This window comes from Candidatus Neomarinimicrobiota bacterium (assembly GCA_034716895.1).
Taxonomy (GTDB): Bacteria; Fidelibacterota; UBA8477; order UBA8477; family JABMPR01; genus JABMPR01.
This window is the reverse complement of record JAYEKW010000096.1, coordinates 3522-22669: the sequence shown is the minus strand read 5'-3', so window position 1 is coordinate 22669 and position 19148 is coordinate 3522. Positions and strand designations below refer to the sequence as shown.

19 protein-coding genes are annotated in these 19148 nt (G+C 46.2%); 17 read left to right on the top strand and 2 right to left on the bottom strand.

What is annotated here, in order from left to right; all coding sequences use genetic code 11:
• Positions 1–279 precede the first annotated feature (279 nt).
• The 9 genes from serS (at position 280) to U9Q77_06115 (ending at position 9294) form a co-directional block, all read left to right on the top strand.
• Complete coding sequence (serS, locus tag U9Q77_06155; GenBank protein MEA3286941.1) at positions 280–1569, top strand: serine--tRNA ligase; 1290 nt, start codon at positions 280–282, stop codon at positions 1567–1569.
• Between the two features lie 117 nt (positions 1570–1686).
• Complete coding sequence (locus U9Q77_06150; protein MEA3286940.1) at positions 1687–2403, top strand: lysophospholipid acyltransferase family protein; 717 nt, start codon at positions 1687–1689, stop codon at positions 2401–2403.
• Positions 2404–2515: 112 nt separating this feature from the next.
• Positions 2516–3568 (top strand): DUF2851 family protein, encoded by a 1053-nt coding sequence (locus U9Q77_06145; protein MEA3286939.1) that lies wholly within the window; start codon positions 2516–2518, stop codon positions 3566–3568.
• Positions 3569–3649: 81 nt separating this feature from the next.
• Positions 3650–5302: a LysM peptidoglycan-binding domain-containing protein gene (locus U9Q77_06140; protein MEA3286938.1), complete on the top strand. Its 1653-nt coding sequence runs from the start codon at positions 3650–3652 to the stop codon at positions 5300–5302.
• Positions 5295–6182, top strand: coding sequence for a signal peptide peptidase SppA (gene sppA, locus U9Q77_06135; protein MEA3286937.1), 888 nt, complete (start codon positions 5295–5297; stop codon positions 6180–6182). The genes U9Q77_06140 and sppA overlap by 8 nt, the downstream gene beginning before the upstream one ends.
• Positions 6183–6196: 14 nt before the next feature.
• Positions 6197–6490 (top strand): HU family DNA-binding protein, encoded by a 294-nt coding sequence (locus tag U9Q77_06130; GenBank protein MEA3286936.1) that lies wholly within the window; start codon positions 6197–6199, stop codon positions 6488–6490.
• Between the two features lie 250 nt (positions 6491–6740).
• Complete coding sequence (gene xseA / locus U9Q77_06125; GenBank protein ID MEA3286935.1) at positions 6741–7958, top strand: exodeoxyribonuclease VII large subunit; 1218 nt, start codon at positions 6741–6743, stop codon at positions 7956–7958.
• Between the two features lie 210 nt (positions 7959–8168).
• Positions 8169–8393, top strand: coding sequence for an exodeoxyribonuclease VII small subunit (xseB, locus tag U9Q77_06120; GenBank protein MEA3286934.1), 225 nt, complete (start codon positions 8169–8171; stop codon positions 8391–8393).
• A gap of 34 nt (positions 8394–8427) precedes the next feature.
• Positions 8428–9294, top strand: a complete 867-nt coding sequence (locus tag U9Q77_06115; protein ID MEA3286933.1) for an NAD(+)/NADH kinase — start codon at positions 8428–8430, stop codon at positions 9292–9294.
• A 68-nt stretch (positions 9295–9362) separates the two neighbouring features.
• Here U9Q77_06115 and U9Q77_06110 read toward each other — a convergent pair whose 3' ends face one another.
• Positions 9363–10259, bottom strand: coding sequence for a proline dehydrogenase family protein (locus U9Q77_06110; protein ID MEA3286932.1), 897 nt, complete (start codon positions 10257–10259; stop codon positions 9363–9365).
• 44 nt (positions 10260–10303) lie between these two features.
• Positions 10304–10882 carry a GNAT family N-acetyltransferase gene (locus U9Q77_06105; GenBank protein MEA3286931.1) on the bottom strand — a complete coding sequence of 193 codons (579 nt, stop codon included), beginning with the start codon at positions 10880–10882 and terminating at the stop codon, positions 10304–10306.
• 246 nt (positions 10883–11128) lie between these two features.
• Here U9Q77_06105 and U9Q77_06100 point away from each other — a divergent pair, with 246 nt between their 5' ends.
• From U9Q77_06100 to U9Q77_06065, 8 genes are all read left to right on the top strand, one after another.
• Positions 11129–11905, top strand: a complete 777-nt coding sequence (locus tag U9Q77_06100) for an MBL fold metallo-hydrolase (GenBank protein MEA3286930.1) — start codon at positions 11129–11131, stop codon at positions 11903–11905.
• Positions 11902–12495, top strand: coding sequence for a peptidylprolyl isomerase (locus tag U9Q77_06095; protein MEA3286929.1), 594 nt, complete (start codon positions 11902–11904; stop codon positions 12493–12495). Before U9Q77_06100 ends, U9Q77_06095 begins: the two co-directional genes overlap by 4 nt.
• A gap of 3 nt (positions 12496–12498) precedes the next feature.
• A complete protein-coding gene (locus U9Q77_06090) occupies positions 12499–13425 on the top strand; it encodes a patatin-like phospholipase family protein (GenBank protein ID MEA3286928.1) in 927 nt (308 codons plus the stop codon).
• Positions 13426–13447: 22 nt separating this feature from the next.
• Positions 13448–15235, top strand: coding sequence for a cytochrome c biogenesis protein CcdA (locus U9Q77_06085; GenBank protein ID MEA3286927.1), 1788 nt, complete (start codon positions 13448–13450; stop codon positions 15233–15235).
• Positions 15236–15358: 123 nt separating this feature from the next.
• Entirely contained in the window at positions 15359–16921 is a 1563-nt protein-coding gene (locus tag U9Q77_06080; GenBank protein ID MEA3286926.1) for a S8 family serine peptidase, read from the top strand.
• 72 nt (positions 16922–16993) lie between these two features.
• On the top strand, positions 16994–17662 hold the full coding sequence (locus tag U9Q77_06075; GenBank protein ID MEA3286925.1) for a YIP1 family protein: 669 nt from the start codon (positions 16994–16996) through the stop codon (positions 17660–17662).
• An 89-nt stretch (positions 17663–17751) separates the two neighbouring features.
• A complete protein-coding gene (locus U9Q77_06070; GenBank protein MEA3286924.1) occupies positions 17752–18432 on the top strand; it encodes a hypothetical protein in 681 nt (226 codons plus the stop codon).
• 6 nt (positions 18433–18438) lie between these two features.
• Positions 18439–19148: hypothetical protein (locus U9Q77_06065; GenBank protein ID MEA3286923.1), on the top strand; the 710-nt coding region annotated here is incomplete at its 3' end.

The window sequence follows — 19148 nt, the reverse complement described above, 5'->3', positions numbered from 1 at the left end:
AAATTGACGAAACCGCTAGAAGTATCTGAGAATTCATGAAATGTGCCCTAAAACCATTAAATACAACCATATATAGTGAATACTCCTAAATCCATATATATCAACACTTTGCGTCTTTGCGTTCTCTGCGAGAGGTAGTTTTTGCGAGATCGTCAAAATTATAAATTAGAAATTATAAATTAGAAATCAAAAGTCAAAAGTCAAAAGTCAAAAGTCAAAAGTCAAAAGTCAAAAGTCGAAAGTCGAAAGTCGAAAGTCAAAAGGTAGAAGGTAGAGCAGATGTTAGATATTCAGAGAATTAGAGAGGATACTGAGGCTGTACGGCAGGGCATCCTGAATAAAAACGTCAGGATTGATTTTGATGTGATCTTAAAACTGGATCAGCTCCGCCGGGATGTGATCGGTGAAGGTGAGGTCCTGAAGCATGAACGTAACGTGGTCTCAAAAAAGGTGGCCATGCGGAAAAAAAATAAAGAAGATGCCTCTGATCTAATTGATCGCACCCGTGAGATAGGCCAAAGAATCAAAGCTTTGGATGATCAACAAAAAGAGACTGAGGCTGAACTTGAAAAATTATTAATGCAAATTCCTAACCTACCCCATATCTCAACACCTATTGGTAAAGATGCTGCTGAAAATCCAGTTGTAAGGGAGTGGGGCACTCGCTATGAACCTGGTTTTTCCTTGAAGACCCATTTGGAGCTGGGCGATTCACTTGATTTGTTCGATTTCCAGCGGGGCACTAAAATTGCGGGTCCCGGGTTTCCACTTTATACGGGAAAAGGAGCCCGCTTAGAGCGCGGACTGATCAATTTCATGTTGGATTTCCATATTGATAAACATGGCTATACTGAGGTATTGCCTCCAGTGGTGAGCAATCAGAAGGCTATGACCACTACTGGTCAGTTGCCCAAGTTTGAAGATGATATGTATAAAATTCCCCAGGACGAACTGTATCTGATTCCCACTGCTGAAGTTCCGGTCACCAACATTCACCAGGGTGAGATTATCGCTGAGGAAGCATTGCCAATCCACTATTGCGCCTATTCAGCTTGTTTTCGAAGAGAGGCGGGCTCTTACGGAAAGGACACGCGTGGTTTTCTTCGATTGCATCAGTTCAACAAGGTTGAATTAGTGAAATTCACAGTACCAGATGAATCTTACACTGAGCTGGAGAAACTGAGACGGGATGCAGAAGAGATCCTGGAAGCTCTGGGGCTTGAATATCGTGTAATTGAGTTGGTCACGGGTGATCTCTCCTTCGCAGCTAGCAAATGTTATGATCTTGAACTATGGGCTCCTGGTGAAGATCGTTGGCTGGAAGTTTCCAGTTGCTCAAATTTTGAGGATTTTCAGGCACGGCGGGGTGCCATTCGATATAAGCCTGAAGGAGGGGGTAAAGTACAACTGCTCCACACCCTTAATGGATCTGGAGTAGCCACACCCCGTTTGCTGGTTGCACTGTTGGAAACCTATCAACAGGCGGATGGCAGTGTGCTGCTACCGGAGATCCTGGCTCCTTATATGGGGTCAGCGGGATTGCTTTTGGAAGTAAGCAGTAAGAAGTAAAGAGTAAAAAACTTGTCTATCGTAGTTCTCAGAACGCAGATAGAAAATAGTTGTTGGGTATAGCAAACCCTTCGATTATTGACATGACTAAACTCATTGATATTGAATAGGATATAGATGCTACATTACTTTTTAGTGCTGGTTTTGTTGGGGCCGTGGACTGCCATTCTGGTTCCTCTGGCGATCCTGGGAAAATTGATAAACCCTCAGGGAACACTATCCCATCGAGTAGGGCAAATCTGGAGTTGGGGCATTCTTAAAGCTTCTCTGGTAAAGGTGGAGATCAAGGGACTGGAGAACATTGATCATAAAGCCCAATATATCTTCATCTGCAACCATACGTCGGCTTTTGATATTCCAGCAGTTTATTGGGGCATCAAAAACAAACAGGGTATGCTGGCCAAGAAACAATTGAAATATGTCCCGTTCTTCGGTTGGGCCATGTGGGCAGCTGGTAATTTTTTTATTGATCGAAAAAGTCACAGAAAAGCTATAGCTGTGATGGATCAAGTGGCTGAGCTCCTGTCTGTAAGAAAAGATCATTCACTGGTAATATTTGCCGAAGGAACTCGCAGTTTGGATGGACAACTCCAACGGTTCAAAAAAGGTGCCTTCATCCTTTCTTTAGATACAGGGATCCCCATTGTGCCCCTGGTGATAAATGGAGCCTTCAAAGCCAAAAGTAAAAAAGGTCGGCGGATCGTTGCCACCACCATCAGTCTTTCCATACTACCTCCAATGGATCCTGCAGATTACAGCCAGGAACTCCGTCAACAATATGTAAATGATGCTCATAATCTATTTGTGGAGCACTATGAGTCTCCCCTTAATTAACATTCCAATTTAATGGTAGAGCCGCAATGCATTGCGGCTCTACCATTGGAAATAAACCTTCTCATAGGGTTGTTATTGCTTAACTTCCCCTCAACCAAACCAGGACAGGAAGATGTATACAATAATGGATGTGGCCGGTGGCAATCATATTGCTGAACCAACCAATTTCCATTGGAGAGATCTGGAAGAGAATCTGGTGAACTGGTGGCTTCAACAATCAATAACCCGGTCTGATCTTATGACAGCTGACGGCGAGCATCTCATCGTGTTAGATCCAGGGCATCTTAATGACGGAGCTGGACCTGATATCCTGGATTGTCATTTGATCCTGGATGATAGAGAGCTTGCTGGTCCGGTGGAAATGCACCGTCGGTCTAAAGACTGGTTCGGACACAAACATCACCAGGACCCCCATTATCAGGATGTTATTCTGCATGTTGTTGAGGAGGATCAAGGAGGTCCTGATCTCCCCACATTAATATTGCCGAATCAAAAAGGTTCGAAGTCATTTTGTCTGGCCGAACGATGCGTTTCTCAGGCAGAACTGGTTCAATTTGCCGAAAATCGCTTCAGGCGTAAAATGAATCATTTAAAAGCTCTTGGAAGCATAGACTCTGATTATGACCCGTTATTATTGGGTTTGTACGAGATCATACTGGCTGGTCCACATCGTCACCGATCGTTGCAGGAGCTGGCTCTGAGATTGGGGCTGGCAGCCTGGCCGGATTCCAAGGTGTGGCAAGGCAGTCGCCAGGCATACCCTGGATCGGGACCATCGTTACAGTTGCTGGATCGGTTGATCAAAAATGCAGATCTATTTGAACCGTTGCAGCGTTGCTTGCTGAAACCTGCTGGCTGGCGAGAGTGGGATACGATCCTAAGCCCGCTATTCAGTCTGGGTATTTCCAGAAGTCAAGGACGCGAATGGGTGGTGAATATTCTGGCTCCCCATTACGGCTTTGATGAAGGACTGGGACTATGGCTGAGAATGACCCCCTTCCGACACTATGGATTTGAGAAATGGGTGTGTAGAAATCTGGGAGTTACTTGTGCTAAAACCATTGCTGAACAACAGGCCCTGCTTGAGTGGCGGGAATTATTGTGCGTTCCAGGGAACTGCCAGGCTTGTCCTTTGACTCATCAGACCTTAGCTTGGTTTGATTAAATCACAGGATGATATAAAAGTTATAAGAGCTTGATTCTGAGCTTGTTATCGGATAATCCAAATGATATCTTCTCTCCCAATATGAAATTTATTAACACTTCACACATGATTTGGCTGGCTATTGTCTTTGGCTTGATTCTCAATACACAGGGTCTGGCCGCGGGTCATGCACCTATGCCCAGTATGGTAAGTATGGGACAATTAATCCAGCCGGTATTGGATCTACAGGATGATGATTTTCTGCTGGAATATTTCCTGCAGGAAGCTAAACGCTATTATGCAGATGCACGTCTGATGATCGTAGCACGCGATACACTGGGGGTTCAGTTTGAAGTAGAACGTCTGGTTGCTACGCTGGCTGCCATCGAAGAAATAGATGAGCCCCTACCGGAAGAGATCCGGGAAACGGTTAGTGGGTTAAGCGAATTAGCTTCCACCGATTTTAACGGACTTATCAGTGAAGAACTACAGTCCTTATTGGGACAGCCTTCTTTAAAAGACCAACTTTCACGGATGAGTGATCTGCTGGATTCACTTGATTCTGATGTAAGCTTTGTGGTGGTTGACGATCGCGATGGTCATCTACCGCTTATTTTGAATAGCCGTGTAAAAACGATGATCAAATTATTGGGTGAAAGAAAACATAAAGAGTTCCAGATCTGGCTCGATCGATATTCTCAATATGCCAGTACCATTCGTCCTATCCTGGCTTCTTATGGTATTCCTGAAGAATTGATCTATTTGGCCATGATCGAATCAGGTCTAAATCCCAAAGCTTATTCCTATGCACACGCAGTGGGTCCCTGGCAATTTATTTCAGCCACGGGACGGAGATATGGGTTGAAGCGTGATTGGTGGGTAGATGAGCGACGGGATTTTGTTAAATCGACCCACGCCGGTGCTCAATATCTAAAAGCGCTATACGATGAATTCGATGATTGGTACCTGGCAATGGCCAGTTACAACACAGGTGAAAGTCGAGTCCGTCGGACGATCAGGCGTGAGGGTCATCGAGACTACTGGCGCATGATCACCTTACCCAGACAAACACGTAATTATGTAGCGACCGTTCTGGCGGCAGCCATCATTTGTCGTGATCCCGAGAGTTATGGATTTACGATCAAAGAACTTACTGATTGGGAATACGAGATCATTGAAATAGACCGCAGCCTGGATTTGGATAAGATCGCGTACGCGCTGCGAGTTGATTATCAACAATTAAAAGCCTATAACCCCGAGTTGCGTCAGGGGGTGACCCCACCTTCAAAAACACCCTACCAATTAAGGGTTCCACTTGGGAAAGGTGATGTCCTGCCAAAAAAGATGGCCGCCATTCCCACGTCAGACAAGATCGACTACCAAATTCATTATGTGCGTCGGGGCGAAACGCTTTCTGTTATTGCCAGCCGATACAATGTTTCGCTTACCAAACTGGTTCAGGCCAATCGGATCAAGAATCGAAACCGCCTGTCAGTTGGACAAAAATTGGTGATTCCAGCTCCCAAGCGTTATACAGCTTCCACTCGCAGGAGTAAATCCAGTGGATCTGCTCCCGCTTCCTCAGATTATGTAAAGAAAGTTTATCGGGTGAAGAAGGGGGACACACTGGGACAAATTGCCGAGAACTATCGCACGACGGCAAAACGCATCAGATACTGGAATGGGTTGCGTTATGGCGAACACATCTACCCTGGTCAAAAATTGACTCTCTACACCAAGAAAAAAAATGGATAGACCCTACCAGAAGAGAAATCGCATCTACGGCGCTCTGTTAATTATCGTGTTGGTGATACTGGTATTCATGGTTTCACGTAAGAACAGTGGTAAACCATGGTTCGACCGTCAAAGTCGTATTGCTGTGCACTCATTGGAAGGTGAGATCAGTTCTTCTCGAAAATGGATCGCCACCTTAAAGGAGTTCTCAAATAATGAACAGGTCGCTGCAATATTGATTCCCATCAATTCGCCGGGTGGGCAGGTAGCACCCTCTCAGGAACTTTACCATGCCATTAGAGAAGTGCGTGAGAAGAGTGATAAACCAATCTTTGTGAGTATGTCGAGTGTGGCGGCTTCAGGGGGTTATTATGCTGCTTTAGGAGCAGACACCATCTATGCCAACGCCGGCACTCTTACCGGGAGTATTGGAGTCATTATGCAGTTTCCGGTTTACTCGGATTTGATGGAAAAGATCGGTATTGGCATGCGGGTGGTCAAATCTCAAGAATTTAAAGATGCTGGCTCGCCTTTTCGAGAGATGACGGCCAGGGAGCAAGCTTATTATCAAGAACTGATAGATGATGTATATGATCAGTTCACCGAAGTGGTTTCTCGGGAGCGGGGAATCGATGAGATCAACATGCAATCGCTGGCCAATGGAAAAGTATTTACTGGGAGACAGGCCTACAAAAATGGATTGGTGGACACTGTTGGGACATTTGAAGATGCGCGACGAGCGCTTTGTGTGCTTACCGGCATTCCAGAAGATAGCCCGCTACTCTTTCCCGTAGAACCGAGACGCTCCTGGTGGACCATCCTTAAAGAAGACGTGAGTACAGCACTTCCTGGTTGGGAGTCCTCTGAAAGTATTAAGTTACAATACCGCATTCCCTATTAAAGAAGGAGGAGAGCATGACCAAAGCTGATATGGTCGATATTATCTCAAGTGGAACAGGATTGACCAAAGTAGAAACGGAAGCAGTGCTTGACGCTTTCCTCACTACGTTGGCTGAAGCCATGGTAGATGGTCGTCGGGTAGAGTTCAGGAAATTTGGCAGTTTTGGGGTGAAGAAGCGGGCTCCTAAACAAGCCAGAAACCCTGGAACCGGTGAGGCTGTCAATCTTCCAGCTCGTTATGTACCTGTTTTCAAACCATCTCGTTTGTTGCGAGAGCGGGTCAACGACTCCTTAATGGCTCGAGAATAGTCAACCAACACAAACGATAAATTGTTTTGTGAACTATGGTTGGGGGCTTATATTCGCCGCGCATTGAAAGAGGAGAAGCTACATGCCCTGTGGAAAAAAACGGAAACGGCGTAAGATCGCAACACATAAACGCAAGAAGCGTTTACGCTCAAATCGTCAGAAGAAAAAGATCCGTTAGGACTTTCTTAAATCATTATATTGAGGGTGGCAGATCGAGATTTGTCACCCTCTTTTATTTTTAAATAGCATTATGGCTCAACCCTTAGAGCTTTATAACACACTTTCGGTATCCCAGATAACGGGTCATATTCAGCACGCCCTGGAAGTAGATTTTGCTTCCGTTTGGGTGAAAGGTGAAATTTCAAATTTAACCCGGCACAGTTCAGGACACTGGTATTTCAGTTTAAAAGACCGGAATGCCCAGCTTGGGGCGGTCATGTTTCGCCGCCAGAATGCATCGGTTCGTTTCGAAATATCGCATGGTATGGAAATTACTGTTCATGGTCGGATCTCGGTATATCCACCCCAGGGTCGTTACCAACTAATCGTTGATCAGATGCTGCCGGCCGGTCAGGGTGATCTGCATCTGGCGTTTGAAGCCCTCAAAACAAAGTTGCAAGCGGAAGGTCTTTTTGATCCTGCACGGAAACAGCCTTTACCGGCATATCCAGAGCGGATCGGTATCATTACTTCACCAACTGGCGCAGCCATCCGTGATATGCTCAATATTTTAGGTCGTCGTTTTCCACTGGCCGAGTTGCTTCTGTTACCGGTTCGGGTTCAGGGTGAAGGCGCAGCTGCAGAAATTGCCCAGGCCATCGAAATATTCAATCAAAGAGCTGAGTGTCAGGTTCTCATTGTTGGCCGGGGGGGTGGATCTCTGGAAGATCTCTGGGCTTTTAATGAAGAACTGGTAGCGCGAGCTATAGCGGCTTCTACGATTCCAATTGTGAGTGGTGTTGGGCATGAGACGGATACCACTATCAGTGATTTTACTGCAGATCATCGGGCACCCACACCCTCTGCGGCGGCAGAATTAGTTGTTCCGGATAGTCAGGAACTGGGAGCAAGATTGATCACCATGGGTCAGTCCCTACAAAAAAATATCAGCCATCGAGCAGATCGTTTTGGACAGCGGTTGGAAGCCATCCAAAATTCATATGCCTTAAAACGTCCAGTTCTAATGATCGATCAATCGCTCCAACGGTTGGATCAATTGCAAGATCGGTCATTTCGGTCTTCCTCAGAGAAAATAAAGTTTATGCTGAGTAAACTGGATGGGTTGGAACAACAGGTGCAACTTTTAAGTCCACTGGCCATCCTGGATCGGGGATATGCAGTTCTGAGTCAAGATGATGGGCAGATCATCCAGTCAGTGGAACAAGTGGCTGCCGGTGATCAGGTTAGGATCAGGTTGAAAGATGGAACCCTGGGGGTTGCTGTTGATGAGGTTGAGAATAGGAAATAGAGAGTAGAAAATAGAAAATAGAAAATAGAAAATAGAAAATAGAAAGTAGAGAGTAGAAAGTAGAAAGCTTTCCAGGGCGTAGCCGATAGGTGAAGACTGGTAGAAAATAGAAATTCAAAGCTTGTCTGGCGTGCTGTGGAGGCGGAAATCCCTGTCATTGTGCGAGAAGAATAGAGTTACATCCAATAACTGAAGGGGCTACATTTAATAATGAGTGAAAAAGAGAAAACATTCGAAGTTCTCATGGGCGAATTGGAGTCCCTGGTTGCTAAGCTTGAGGGTGAGGATCTAAATCTGGATGAGGCGATTCAACATAATGAAGCAGCCCTTAAGTTGATTAAAGTGTGTCGAAAACGTCTGGATTCTGCCAGGCAGAAGATTGATAAATTGGTTCAGACCTCTGAAGGTGATTGGCAGAAACAACAGTTGGATTGATTGGGTATTAAGTAAAAACCAGCAGGTGAAATAGATGAAATTTGCAATTTGGGGTTTCCAAAGTGATACTGAGGTTTGCAAACATGTCACTGAGATCCTGGATCTGTTACTGGCAGAAGGGCATGAACCATATTTACTGGACAGTTTTGCCAGTATGCTGGATATTGACCATCCCGAGATTCATGTTATCCGTGAGGATCAGATACCCAGCGACACTGATTTTATTATTTCTATAGGCGGAGACGGAACGCTGCTTTCGGCTGCTCAGGCAGTCATGCGCGCTCCCATTCCCATCCTGGGTATCAATCTGGGCAGTCTGGGCTTTCTTACCAGCCTGGAACGTGATTGGCGATCAGGATTGAATGATATCATCAAGGGCCGCTATCATATTGAAGAACGGATGGTTTTAAATTGTCGTCTTGAATTTCCAGATGGTAGTGAAGAGACACTATGGGCTCTGAATGATGTTGTTATCGAGCGTGCTGATATTTTCAATCTGCTTTCACTAGAGGTTCGGATCGGGGACGAACTGCTCAATCGCTACATGTCTGATGGTTTGATCCTGTCGACCCCTACTGGCTCCACGGCTTATGCACTATCCGCTGGCGGTCCAATTATTGATCCAAGGCTGGATGCCATTCTCATCACGCCCATTTCAGCTCATACTCTTTCTGTTCGTCCAGTTGTATTGACTGGAAAAGAAAATATCTATATCAATTTATCAAAGTCGGAGAGCCATGCCCACCTCCATATCGATGGAAAAAACACCAGGCAGATCGATTCCAGCTTAAGAATTCGCGTCAGACCCAGTTCCTATCGAATCCAACTGGTGGTGACTCCGGATAATACTTTCTACGAGAAGCTTAGGAAAAAACTGCACTGGGGACAGCGTTCAAGCTGACCGGAGTATCATCACTTATCCGTCTTGGTCAGCCCGAAGAGCGTGACCTTGTTTTGGCTCACCCCGGATCAATTTTTTACAAATAAATTCTTGAGGACATAACCGGCAATTCCCGGATTCTCCTTCAAACGGCGGCTGGAGTAGGCATACCATTCACTACCAAAGGGGACGTATATGCGCACGCGATGCCCGGCATGCTGTAATGCTTTCAGGCGCTTTTCGATGGGAACTCCCAACAGGGCTTGGAATTCATATTTTTCGGGAGCAATCCCAAATTGTGAGATCAATTTGAGGGATTCGTCAATGAGATAAGTATCATGGGTGGCGATTCCGATGTAGGCTCCCCGGGTCAGCATCTCCCTGAGGATATCCAGAAAATTCTGACGCACTTCAGCTTTTCCCTGATAGGCAATCTCAGCAGATTCTTTATAGATACCCTTGCAGATCCTTAAATTTCCCTGGCTGCTTGCAATGGTCTTTACGTCGTCCAGGCTACGCCGCATGTAAGACTGGATCACAGTTCCCAGGTGAGGATGATCATTGCGCAGGCGTTCATATATCGCGAGGGTCTGAGTCGTATAGGGGGAATCTTCCATATCGATCCGAATGAAGACTCCAGAGGCGTGTGCTTCAGTGACAATTCTTCTGATGTTATCAAAAGCAAGATCAGGTGAAATACCCAAGCCCAGAGCAGTTGGTTTCAATGAGACATTCTTCTCAATACCGCTTTCGACCACCTCCGATATCAACTTTAAATAGTCATCGCGTTCGGCATTGGCTTGTGCTTCACTGGAAACTGATTCACCCAGAATGTCCAATGTGGTTAAGAAACCTTGCCTTTGCAACTTCTGACATGTGCTAATGGCAGAGGATGTGTCCTCACCTGCGATATATCGGTTTGAGATCAGTTTTACAACAGCCCGGGGAGCCAGTGGCATAAGTGCTACAACAAGTTTATTAAACACACAACCTCCGTGTCTTTTTGATATCAGAAAAGGTTCATGTCAATTCAGCGCAATGGACGCTGATAGTACTCGAAGACTTTGCCAGTATCATGCCAATTAGGGTATTTTTGGAGGATTCGAGTGTGTAATGAAAAATGTTTTGAAATGCCTTCTCGAACATGACCCGAGACAAACAGATAGCCTCGTTTTTTTAGCCAGTTGATATAAACGCGTTTAAGCATTTTGGCATAACCCTGTCCCTGATGTTTCTCATCAAAGATAAAGGCGTAGGTATAGATCGTCTCATGGTCACCCAGAGTCGGATCAACAACCGCCCAATTTTCATCATGGAAGTTTTCCAGGGGGACCCCGATCAGAAACCCGATCAATTCATTTCGCAATATACCGACGAAAGGCAGGGTGTGGGGATGATTGAAGTACTTCCAAACGGTTTTTTTAGTGAAGGCTGTCCCGGCCCCAAATGGTTTGATAAGCCCCTGAGAAATATCGATGATACGTTCAGCATCTTTGGCTGATAAAGCTTCAACAAGTTGTACCTGGAAATTCAAGGTGGCGGCGATCAGCTTACACTCTGAACGAGCTGGTGTTTTGGCTGGAGGTTTAAAAAATTCCAATTGAGACATGGCGCTCAAGTTTAAATCCCGGCTCTCCTTTTACCAAATCTTTTCAGCTGCGGATCCACGCAGGTTTACCACGATCCCTGGTTGCAAAAAAATAAGATCAGCTTAACCCTCAATACACCACCTCTAGTATAATTGATGTAATAAGACTGCAGCACCATCCAGTTTTTTGTTGAATTGCCTCAGGGGCATCCTAATTTGAAATTAGTGAATGAACAAACGCCAATAATAAAGATAGATATCAATTAAATGCTTGAAATGATCATGTTGGGTAGCGGTAGCGGCGGCAACGCCTGTATTGTTAAAAATGAGGATACCATGATCCTGATCGACGCGGGGTTTAGCGGAGCAGAGCTACGCCGAAGGATGCAGCTAGTCGGTCTGGAACCAGATGATCTTGAAGCCTGCCTGATCACCCATGAACATGGAGATCACATTAAGGGTGCCAGTATCTTGTCTCGACGACACAAAGTTCATTTATTTATGCATCCGGCCACGAAACGAGCTGGAGGGAAAAAATTTAACGGCTCTGAGAGGATCCGACACTTCGAGATGAAGGAGGTCATGGATCTGGGGTCATTGCAGGTTACCAGTATCCCGACTTTGCATGATTCAGCTTCAGCTACCGGATTTCTAATTGAAAGCGGTGGGGTGAGTCTGGCATATTTAACAGATCTGGGGGCCGTCACTGAAGATAATTTCCTGATGGTGCGTCATGCTGATTACCTCGTGATGGAAGCTAATCACGATCGGGATATGCTTTGGAATGGTCCTTACCCATCTCACTTAAAGGCTCGTGTCGATAGCCGCGTTGGCCATCTTTCTAATCATGACAGTGCTGAATTCATTGCCTTACTGGCCGAGCTGGGTAAACTCAAGGGTGTTATGCTGGCCCATTTAAGTGAAAAAAATAATGATCCTGAATTGGCTTTGACCACTGTTCGCAAGCGCCAGAAAAGAGACCTTGAGATAGTCGTGGCTCGTCAGGATCAACCATCAAAACCAATTGAAGTGGAGAAAAAATGAAAAACACATCACGCTCGAATGCTATTCTGATATTACTTGCCTTGGCAGTGATGGTCAGTTGTAGCAAGGAACCCAAAGTACCAGCAGATGAATACATCAAGATGGAAACATCCCGAGGTACCATCATTATTGATCTGTTCGAAACAGAAACCCCTTTACACGCAGCAAATTATAAAAAACTGACTGAAGAAGGTGCTCTGGAAGGGATCTATTTCCACCGCGTTATTCCTGGTTTTGTAGTGCAGGGTGGTGATCCGCTGACCCGTGATAATGATTTGCGTCAGGATGATGGTACCGGCGGTATCGGCGAAAGAATTCCAGCTGAGATTGGTCAGTCTCACTTGCGTGGTGCCCTGGGTGCTGCCCGGGATGGTAACCCGGAGAAGAAATCCAATGGAAGTCAGTTTTACTTTTGTTTAGCTCGTTTAGCTCAACTGGATGGGAATTATACTGTTTTCGGGAATGTGGTTGAAGGTATGGACGTTGTGGATCAGATCGCAACCTTGGAACGTGATAAGGGTAATAATCCACTTGAATCGGTCACTATTCTGAAGACCAGTATGGTGTCCTCGGAAGATTACCAGAAATAGCTTATGTCTCGACCGCGCTTTGGCTTGGCTTTGGGTGGGGGAGGTGCCCGGGGGTTTGCTCACATCGGTGTTATCCAACGTCTTGAAGAAATTGGGATCAGGCCGGATATCATCACCGGAGCCAGTATGGGTGCCCTGGTGGCAGCTACATATATCAAAACCGGTGGAGCTGTGGCCGCCCTTGATGACCTCAACAATCTATTTGAGAGTGAGGAATTTAAAAAACTGGGCATGCACCTGATCAATGTGAAAGGTCGCGGGGGTGAATCATTCTGGCATCAGGTCTCTTCAGCTATCCAGGATCGGATCATTATCAATCTGGCTCATTCTAAACGGGGACTGGTTCGTGAGGATCGGATAAGTGCCGCAATGGAGATCTCGATCACAGAGGACAAGTGGTCCAATGATGGCCAAATCCTGGGCATTGTTGCCACTGACCTGTATACTGGTGAGGATGTTTACTTCACTGAGGGCTCGCTTTTGCAGGCAGTGATGGCATCCATTGCTATCCCCGGATATTTACCTCCAGTTCAAATTGAAGGCAGAACTCTGGTCGATGGTGGTGTCTCACAACAGGTTCCGATTCGCCTTGCTCGAAAAATGGGAGCTGATTTTGTACTGGCAGTGGATGTGGGACAGGATATGAAACCTTTATCCGAGATGGACAATGCCATGGCCATCATGAGCCAGAGTGAAAACATTCGTTCTTGTCACTATCGCGACATGTTAAACCGTGAGGCTGATGTACTTTTGCTTCCAGAAATGCCAGGTGTGCATTGGTCAGCTTCTGAGCAAAGAGCTACTTTTGTAGAACTGGGGCTCCAGGCCTTTGATGACCAGCGAGTAGCCTTGGAACGAGCCTGGTATCAAACAAAATACCCGCTTTGGGGTTGGTTAAAATCGTATTTTGAAAAGACCTCTGGAAATTGAACGAATAAGGATAGACAGAACCATGCGCCTAACATTCAAATTATTACTCATCACCCTTTTTGTGATCTCATTTTCAGGTCTGTATGGCCAACCGGCTCAACCTGAAATTCTAACAGTTCAGTTGCTTGCCAGTCAGGATGCAGCTGTAGCAGGAGAAAAACTTGATGTCGCTCTGGTGGTGGATATCAGTTCTCCCTGGCATGTGTACGCACCTGTGGGAAACGATGATTTCACTATTCCTGTTTCGCCGGAGATCTTTGTTGAAGGTCAGGCTTATACAGTTGCAGACTGGCAATATCCCGAAGCTGAAAAAGTTGCGGTAGCAGGGGTTAAAGAACCGGCAGCCGTCTATGGGAATCGTTTGATCTTGAGGACCTCACTGGCTGTAAGCGAATCTGCACAAACCAGTTTGCAGATCAAGGGTGAAGTATATTACCAGGCTTGCGATGATACCCAATGTCTGATTCCGTCAACCGTTGATTTCTCCCTGTCCATACCTGTTGTTGCGCAGGCTGCAGAAAGCAGTTCCATCAACCCTGACCTATTTGTCGATGCACAATCCGAAGTCTCGGATGTAGCGGTAGCATCAATTGCAGAGGAAGATGATGATATCTCTGGCATGGTTGATAAATACGGGATGATCCTGACCTTTGCGATCATTTTCTTTGGTGGTTTGGCTCTGAACTTGACTCCCTGCGTATACCCCCTGATTCCCATCACCATCAGTTTTTTTGGAGGAACCGGGGCAAGTAAGGGACGCACATTCTGGATGGCACTGGCCTATGTCCTGGGTATTGCGGTTACCTATTCCATTTTGGGGGTGGCAGCTGCCCTGGGAGGTGGTCTCTTTGGAGCGCTACTCACCAATCCCATCGTTCTCATTGGAATTGCAGCCATTTTAGTTGGATTATCCCTGTCGATGTTTGGCTTATATGAGTTCAGGCTGCCCACCGGTTTGATGACTGCTGCCAGTCAGTCCAAAGCGGGAATCTTTGGTTCGTTTTTCATGGGTTTGACCCTGGGTATTGTAGCAGCACCCTGTGTGGGCCCCTTTGTGATCGGCCTGCTAACTTATGTAGCTGCCCAACAGAGTGTTGTCCTGGGGTTCACCATGTTTTTCACGTTGGCCATGGGTCTTGGTTTACCCTATCTTTTTCTGGCCATGTATTCCAGTAAGCTTTCAACTTTACCGCGTTCGGGAACCTGGATGATCGGGGTAAGGGTTATCTTCGGCTTTGTACTGATTGCCATGGCACTCTATTTCGTAATGCCTTTGCTGGGTGATTTTGGCGGTATGGTAATGGCTATTTTCCTAGTCGGCGCCGGCAGCTATCTGATCATGTTTGAAAAGAGCGGTGTGGGCAATCCGGTATTTGATCGGATCAAACAGGCAATTGCAATCCTGTTGATTATGATTGGAACCTGGATGGGTGTTCCGGAACCGGAAATTACCGGAGGTGGTATTGCCTGGGCTCATCCTACAACAGAATTAGAGCTGGATGCACTGCTAGCCAGTGAAAAGCCAGTTATGATCGATGTCTATGCTGACTGGTGTATTCCCTGTAAGGAAATGGATAAATTTACCTTCCCAAATGCTGAGGTCGTGCAGTTGTCCAAGTCATTCACAGCGATCAAGATCGATATGACCCATCAGAATGGCACGTTCGAACAAGAGCTTCTGGAACGCTTTTCCATTAAAGGTGTGCCGACTTATATTTTCCTGAAGAATGAGACAGAGTTGGCCTCGTTACGGTCAACCGGATTCGAAAATGCTGATAAATTTCTTCAGCGTATGCAACAGGTTCAATAGATATTGAAAATATTGGATCAAATATGTTGTGCAGTCAGTTGTGAAAATGTGATTGTGTCAAATATTTGTGCTTGGCCTGTAGCTGGTGGGTTTCTACATTAGCGGCTAGCTTTAGAAGCAGGTATGCATAGACCTAAACTCTATATAACCCCTTTTTTATTAATACTTTTTAGTGCCGCGATCGTGTTTGGTCAGGATTTGGATGAGCGTCATCCGTACTGGGTCTTTTTTCATGATAAAGAAGCTACCAATGAAGCCAGTTTCGATCCAGCAGAATTTGATTTCTCTCATCTGAGTGATAGAGCGTTAGCTCGTCGAGCGCTGCGCGGAACGGTAACAGGCCCAACTTATCGTGATATCATGATTCCCCAGGTCTATATCGATGAGATCATGGATCCTAATGTAGAATTGCGTACCACCAGTCGCTGGTTGAATGCAGTTTCCATCCTGGCAACCGAGAGCTATATCGAAGGGCTTTCCAATAATACTGTTGTAAAAAAGACCAAGCGGATCCACAAGGTTTCCAAGAAAATGATCAAGCGCATCGCCCGCGAAGATGACGAATACTATAATGATGAAGACTATGGCAATAGTTACGATCAGATCGAACAGATCAATGCCATAGCTGCCCATGAAGCTGGAATTACGGGAACTGATGTCTGGTTGCTCATGCTTGATACAGGGTTCTATACTGATCATGTAGCCTTCCAGCAGGAACGCATCGTAGCCGAATATGATTTTATCCAGGCTGATTCAGTTACTCAAAATCAGGATGGTGATGCTGATGGCCAGCATAACCATGGCACATTGACTGCCACAGCAGCGGGTGGATATGTTGATGGGATCCTCCGTGGTGTAGCCTATGAATGTAAGTATCTGTTGGCTAAGACTGAGATCCTGGATCAGGAAATCCAAGCTGAAGAAGATTATTATGTGGCTGCCCTGGAGTGGGGTGAAGCACTTGGTGCCGATGTGGCCTCCAGCTCTCTTGGGTATTTGGATTGGTATACTTATGCTGATATGGATGGGGAGACTGGTATTACCACCAATGCAGTCGATTATGCTGTAAGTCTGGGATTGGTTTGTGTCACCGCTGCCGGGAATGAGGGGAATGGCGCTTGGTATTACATTATTGCGCCGGCTGATGCCGATTCCGTTATCTCAGTAGGTGCAGTTGATTTTGAAAATAATATTGCCAGCTTTAGTTCACATGGACCCACATCTGATATGCGTATCAAGCCTGAGGTTCTGGCTTTGGGTATTGGTACCTTTGCCGCCTGGACCAGCTCACCGGAAGCCTATACAACTGCAAATGGAACCAGCCTGTCCACACCACTGGTAGCAGGTGCTGTAGCCCTGATTCTTGAAGCCCATCCCAATTGGACTCCAATGATGGTCCGGGAAGCACTTATGATGACTGCTGACGGGAGCACTTCCCCGGATAATACACGAGGTTTTGGACTCGTTGATGTCATGGCTGCCATTGACTATGATTTCGGGATAGTCCCCGGTGATGTCACTGAAGATGGTGACTTGAACGTCAGTGATGCTGTTTTATTGCTGGAATGGGTGCTGAATAACCCGACCATATCAGAGGTTCAGTTTGAAGTGGCAGATGTCAATAATGACAATCAAGTGAATATTCTGGATATTGTAGTTCTGGTGGAATGGATTCTCACACTATAGACAAATTTTGTTCACTACTGAAAGCCCCCCGGTGGGGCTTTTTTTATTGCGGGACTTTATGGAAGTGCTAATATGGCTCCGATGGAACAACCTGAGTTATCACCCCTGATCATTGACGGCCCACCCTGGGAAAAAAAGCATGAGATCGGATTTTTTGTCGGTTTCATTGAAACCATTAAGGTCTTCCTATTAAAACCAGCCAGTGCTTTCAGCGTGATGCGACGAGCCGCCAGTGTTGGTGATGCCCTGGTTTATACAGTGGCCATCCAGGTTTTCACCTTTTTGTGGATGTTCGCCATTAGCGATGTAGACCCGGAGATGCTGTTACCCCAGGATCCAGCGATCCGGGATATGCTTCAACTGCCTGAAAACTTTGGGCAGATCATGGTACTTATTTATCCCCTTTCTGTCATGCTGTTACAGTTTGTCTCAGCCTATTCTGTGCATCTGGTTTTGAAATGGCGGGATTTACAAACCTATGATTTCTCCCTGGTGTTCAGGATCTTTGCTTACGCCAGTGGTACAGGAGCCGTTTTAGCTCTGATCCCTGTTTTGGGTGGAGTGCTATCTTTTTTAATGACCATTTATCTGAGTTATGTAGGTTTGAGAACGATCTATGGGCTGAATCCAGGCTCTTTTGCCATCACGGCTCTATTGGCGATCATGATCACGCTTGGCTTATACCTGGCTCTGGTTGTCGGTGTCACGATCCTCTTGCTTATCTTCTCGCTTCTCCTCTGATTCAGAACTGTCTTCAGGCTTCAATATAGGAAATTCCCGGGAACCATCTATTCGCACCATCGTTTTAGTTTATGCGAAAGGGGTAGCTCATGTTGACATTATCACCGGTAAAGACTAAATTCTCTCCGTTTATGCGAGGAAAAAGTAAAAGACTATTGTTGCTGATATTCGGAGCCATGTTGCTGCAGTCCTGCTATACTTTGCTGTATCCTCCTGAGACACTTCCCCAAACGGTCACCACTGTAGTAACTGAACAAGCTATGGCCAGTTCCTTGGGTGGCAGCGGGTTCTATGGATGGGATCCCTACTGGGAACCGGCTTTGCCATTCACCAGCTATCATCGCGGTTATGGAGCATCCTATTATAGCCCGTATAATTATTATGATTATCATCACCCCTACTATGCCCCCGTTTATGTTGTTAGTGAGGCTCCTGATCCAAGTCCGGCTCGGGACTTTAGCCGTGATGACCAGCAAGGCGGAGGTAGATCCCGGGATGTAAATGGCGCATCAGTAAGCTCTGGTGGCGGCGTAAGTTCATCAAGCGGGATATCCACAGCAGCTCCGGTAATCAAAAAACCGGTCAAAAATCCAGTGGCAGTAACTCCCCCACGTTTAAGACAGACTACCCCAAGTGACCGCAAAGTTGTCCAGCCCAGACAGCGGGTCAAAACATCCACCAGCCAAAAGGTCAAACCACCCACAAAAAGCAATGATAAGAGTGGTTCTGAATCGGATACGCCCCCTAAACGCACCAGAACGCGAAAGTAGCTCTCCATGAAAGTTAGAATCATCCTGCTCGGTCTACTCCTGTGGACAGCAACCCTATTTGGCCAAAATTATTTAGACGTGCTGCGACCTTTTCAGGGAATGCAGGGTCGCTCAGGTGCCGAAAGCGGAATAACTCCAGCTGCCACAGCAGCTAGCAATGCCCTCATGGGCAATCCTGCGTTGCTCAGCTATAGTGATAAAGCCTTTGTGGCGGCAGACTTGAGTTTTGATCAGGTCACGGGAACCAGTATCTTTAATGCTGCCGCTGGAGAAAGTATAGCAGATCACGGCTTGAGTTTTAATAGCCTGACCTATATTCATCCTGTTCATGTTTACCGCGGAGCCTGGGTCTGGGGGTTTAATCTGCAACCGCTCAACTCATTTAGGCGGATCAATCAGTTTGGTGATCTTGACCCCGACCAGGATTTTCACTATCAATATACACAAATTGAAACCGGTACGCTTTACGCACTGACCGCCGGAACCTCGTTGCTGGCCACCATGAATACCAGTGTGGGCTTTGCGATCAGCTTTCTGGTTGGAGAAAATTCCTTTGATAAGGTTTATCTGGAAACTGACCCTGATGATATCTACACATTCAGTCGCTTTACAGATAGCCTGCATTTTAACCCGCAGTACCGGGGTATTGGTGGCCGACTTGGATTACTGACCGAGCTTTCGGAAACCTTGAAATTGGGTGCCTCCATTGAATTTCC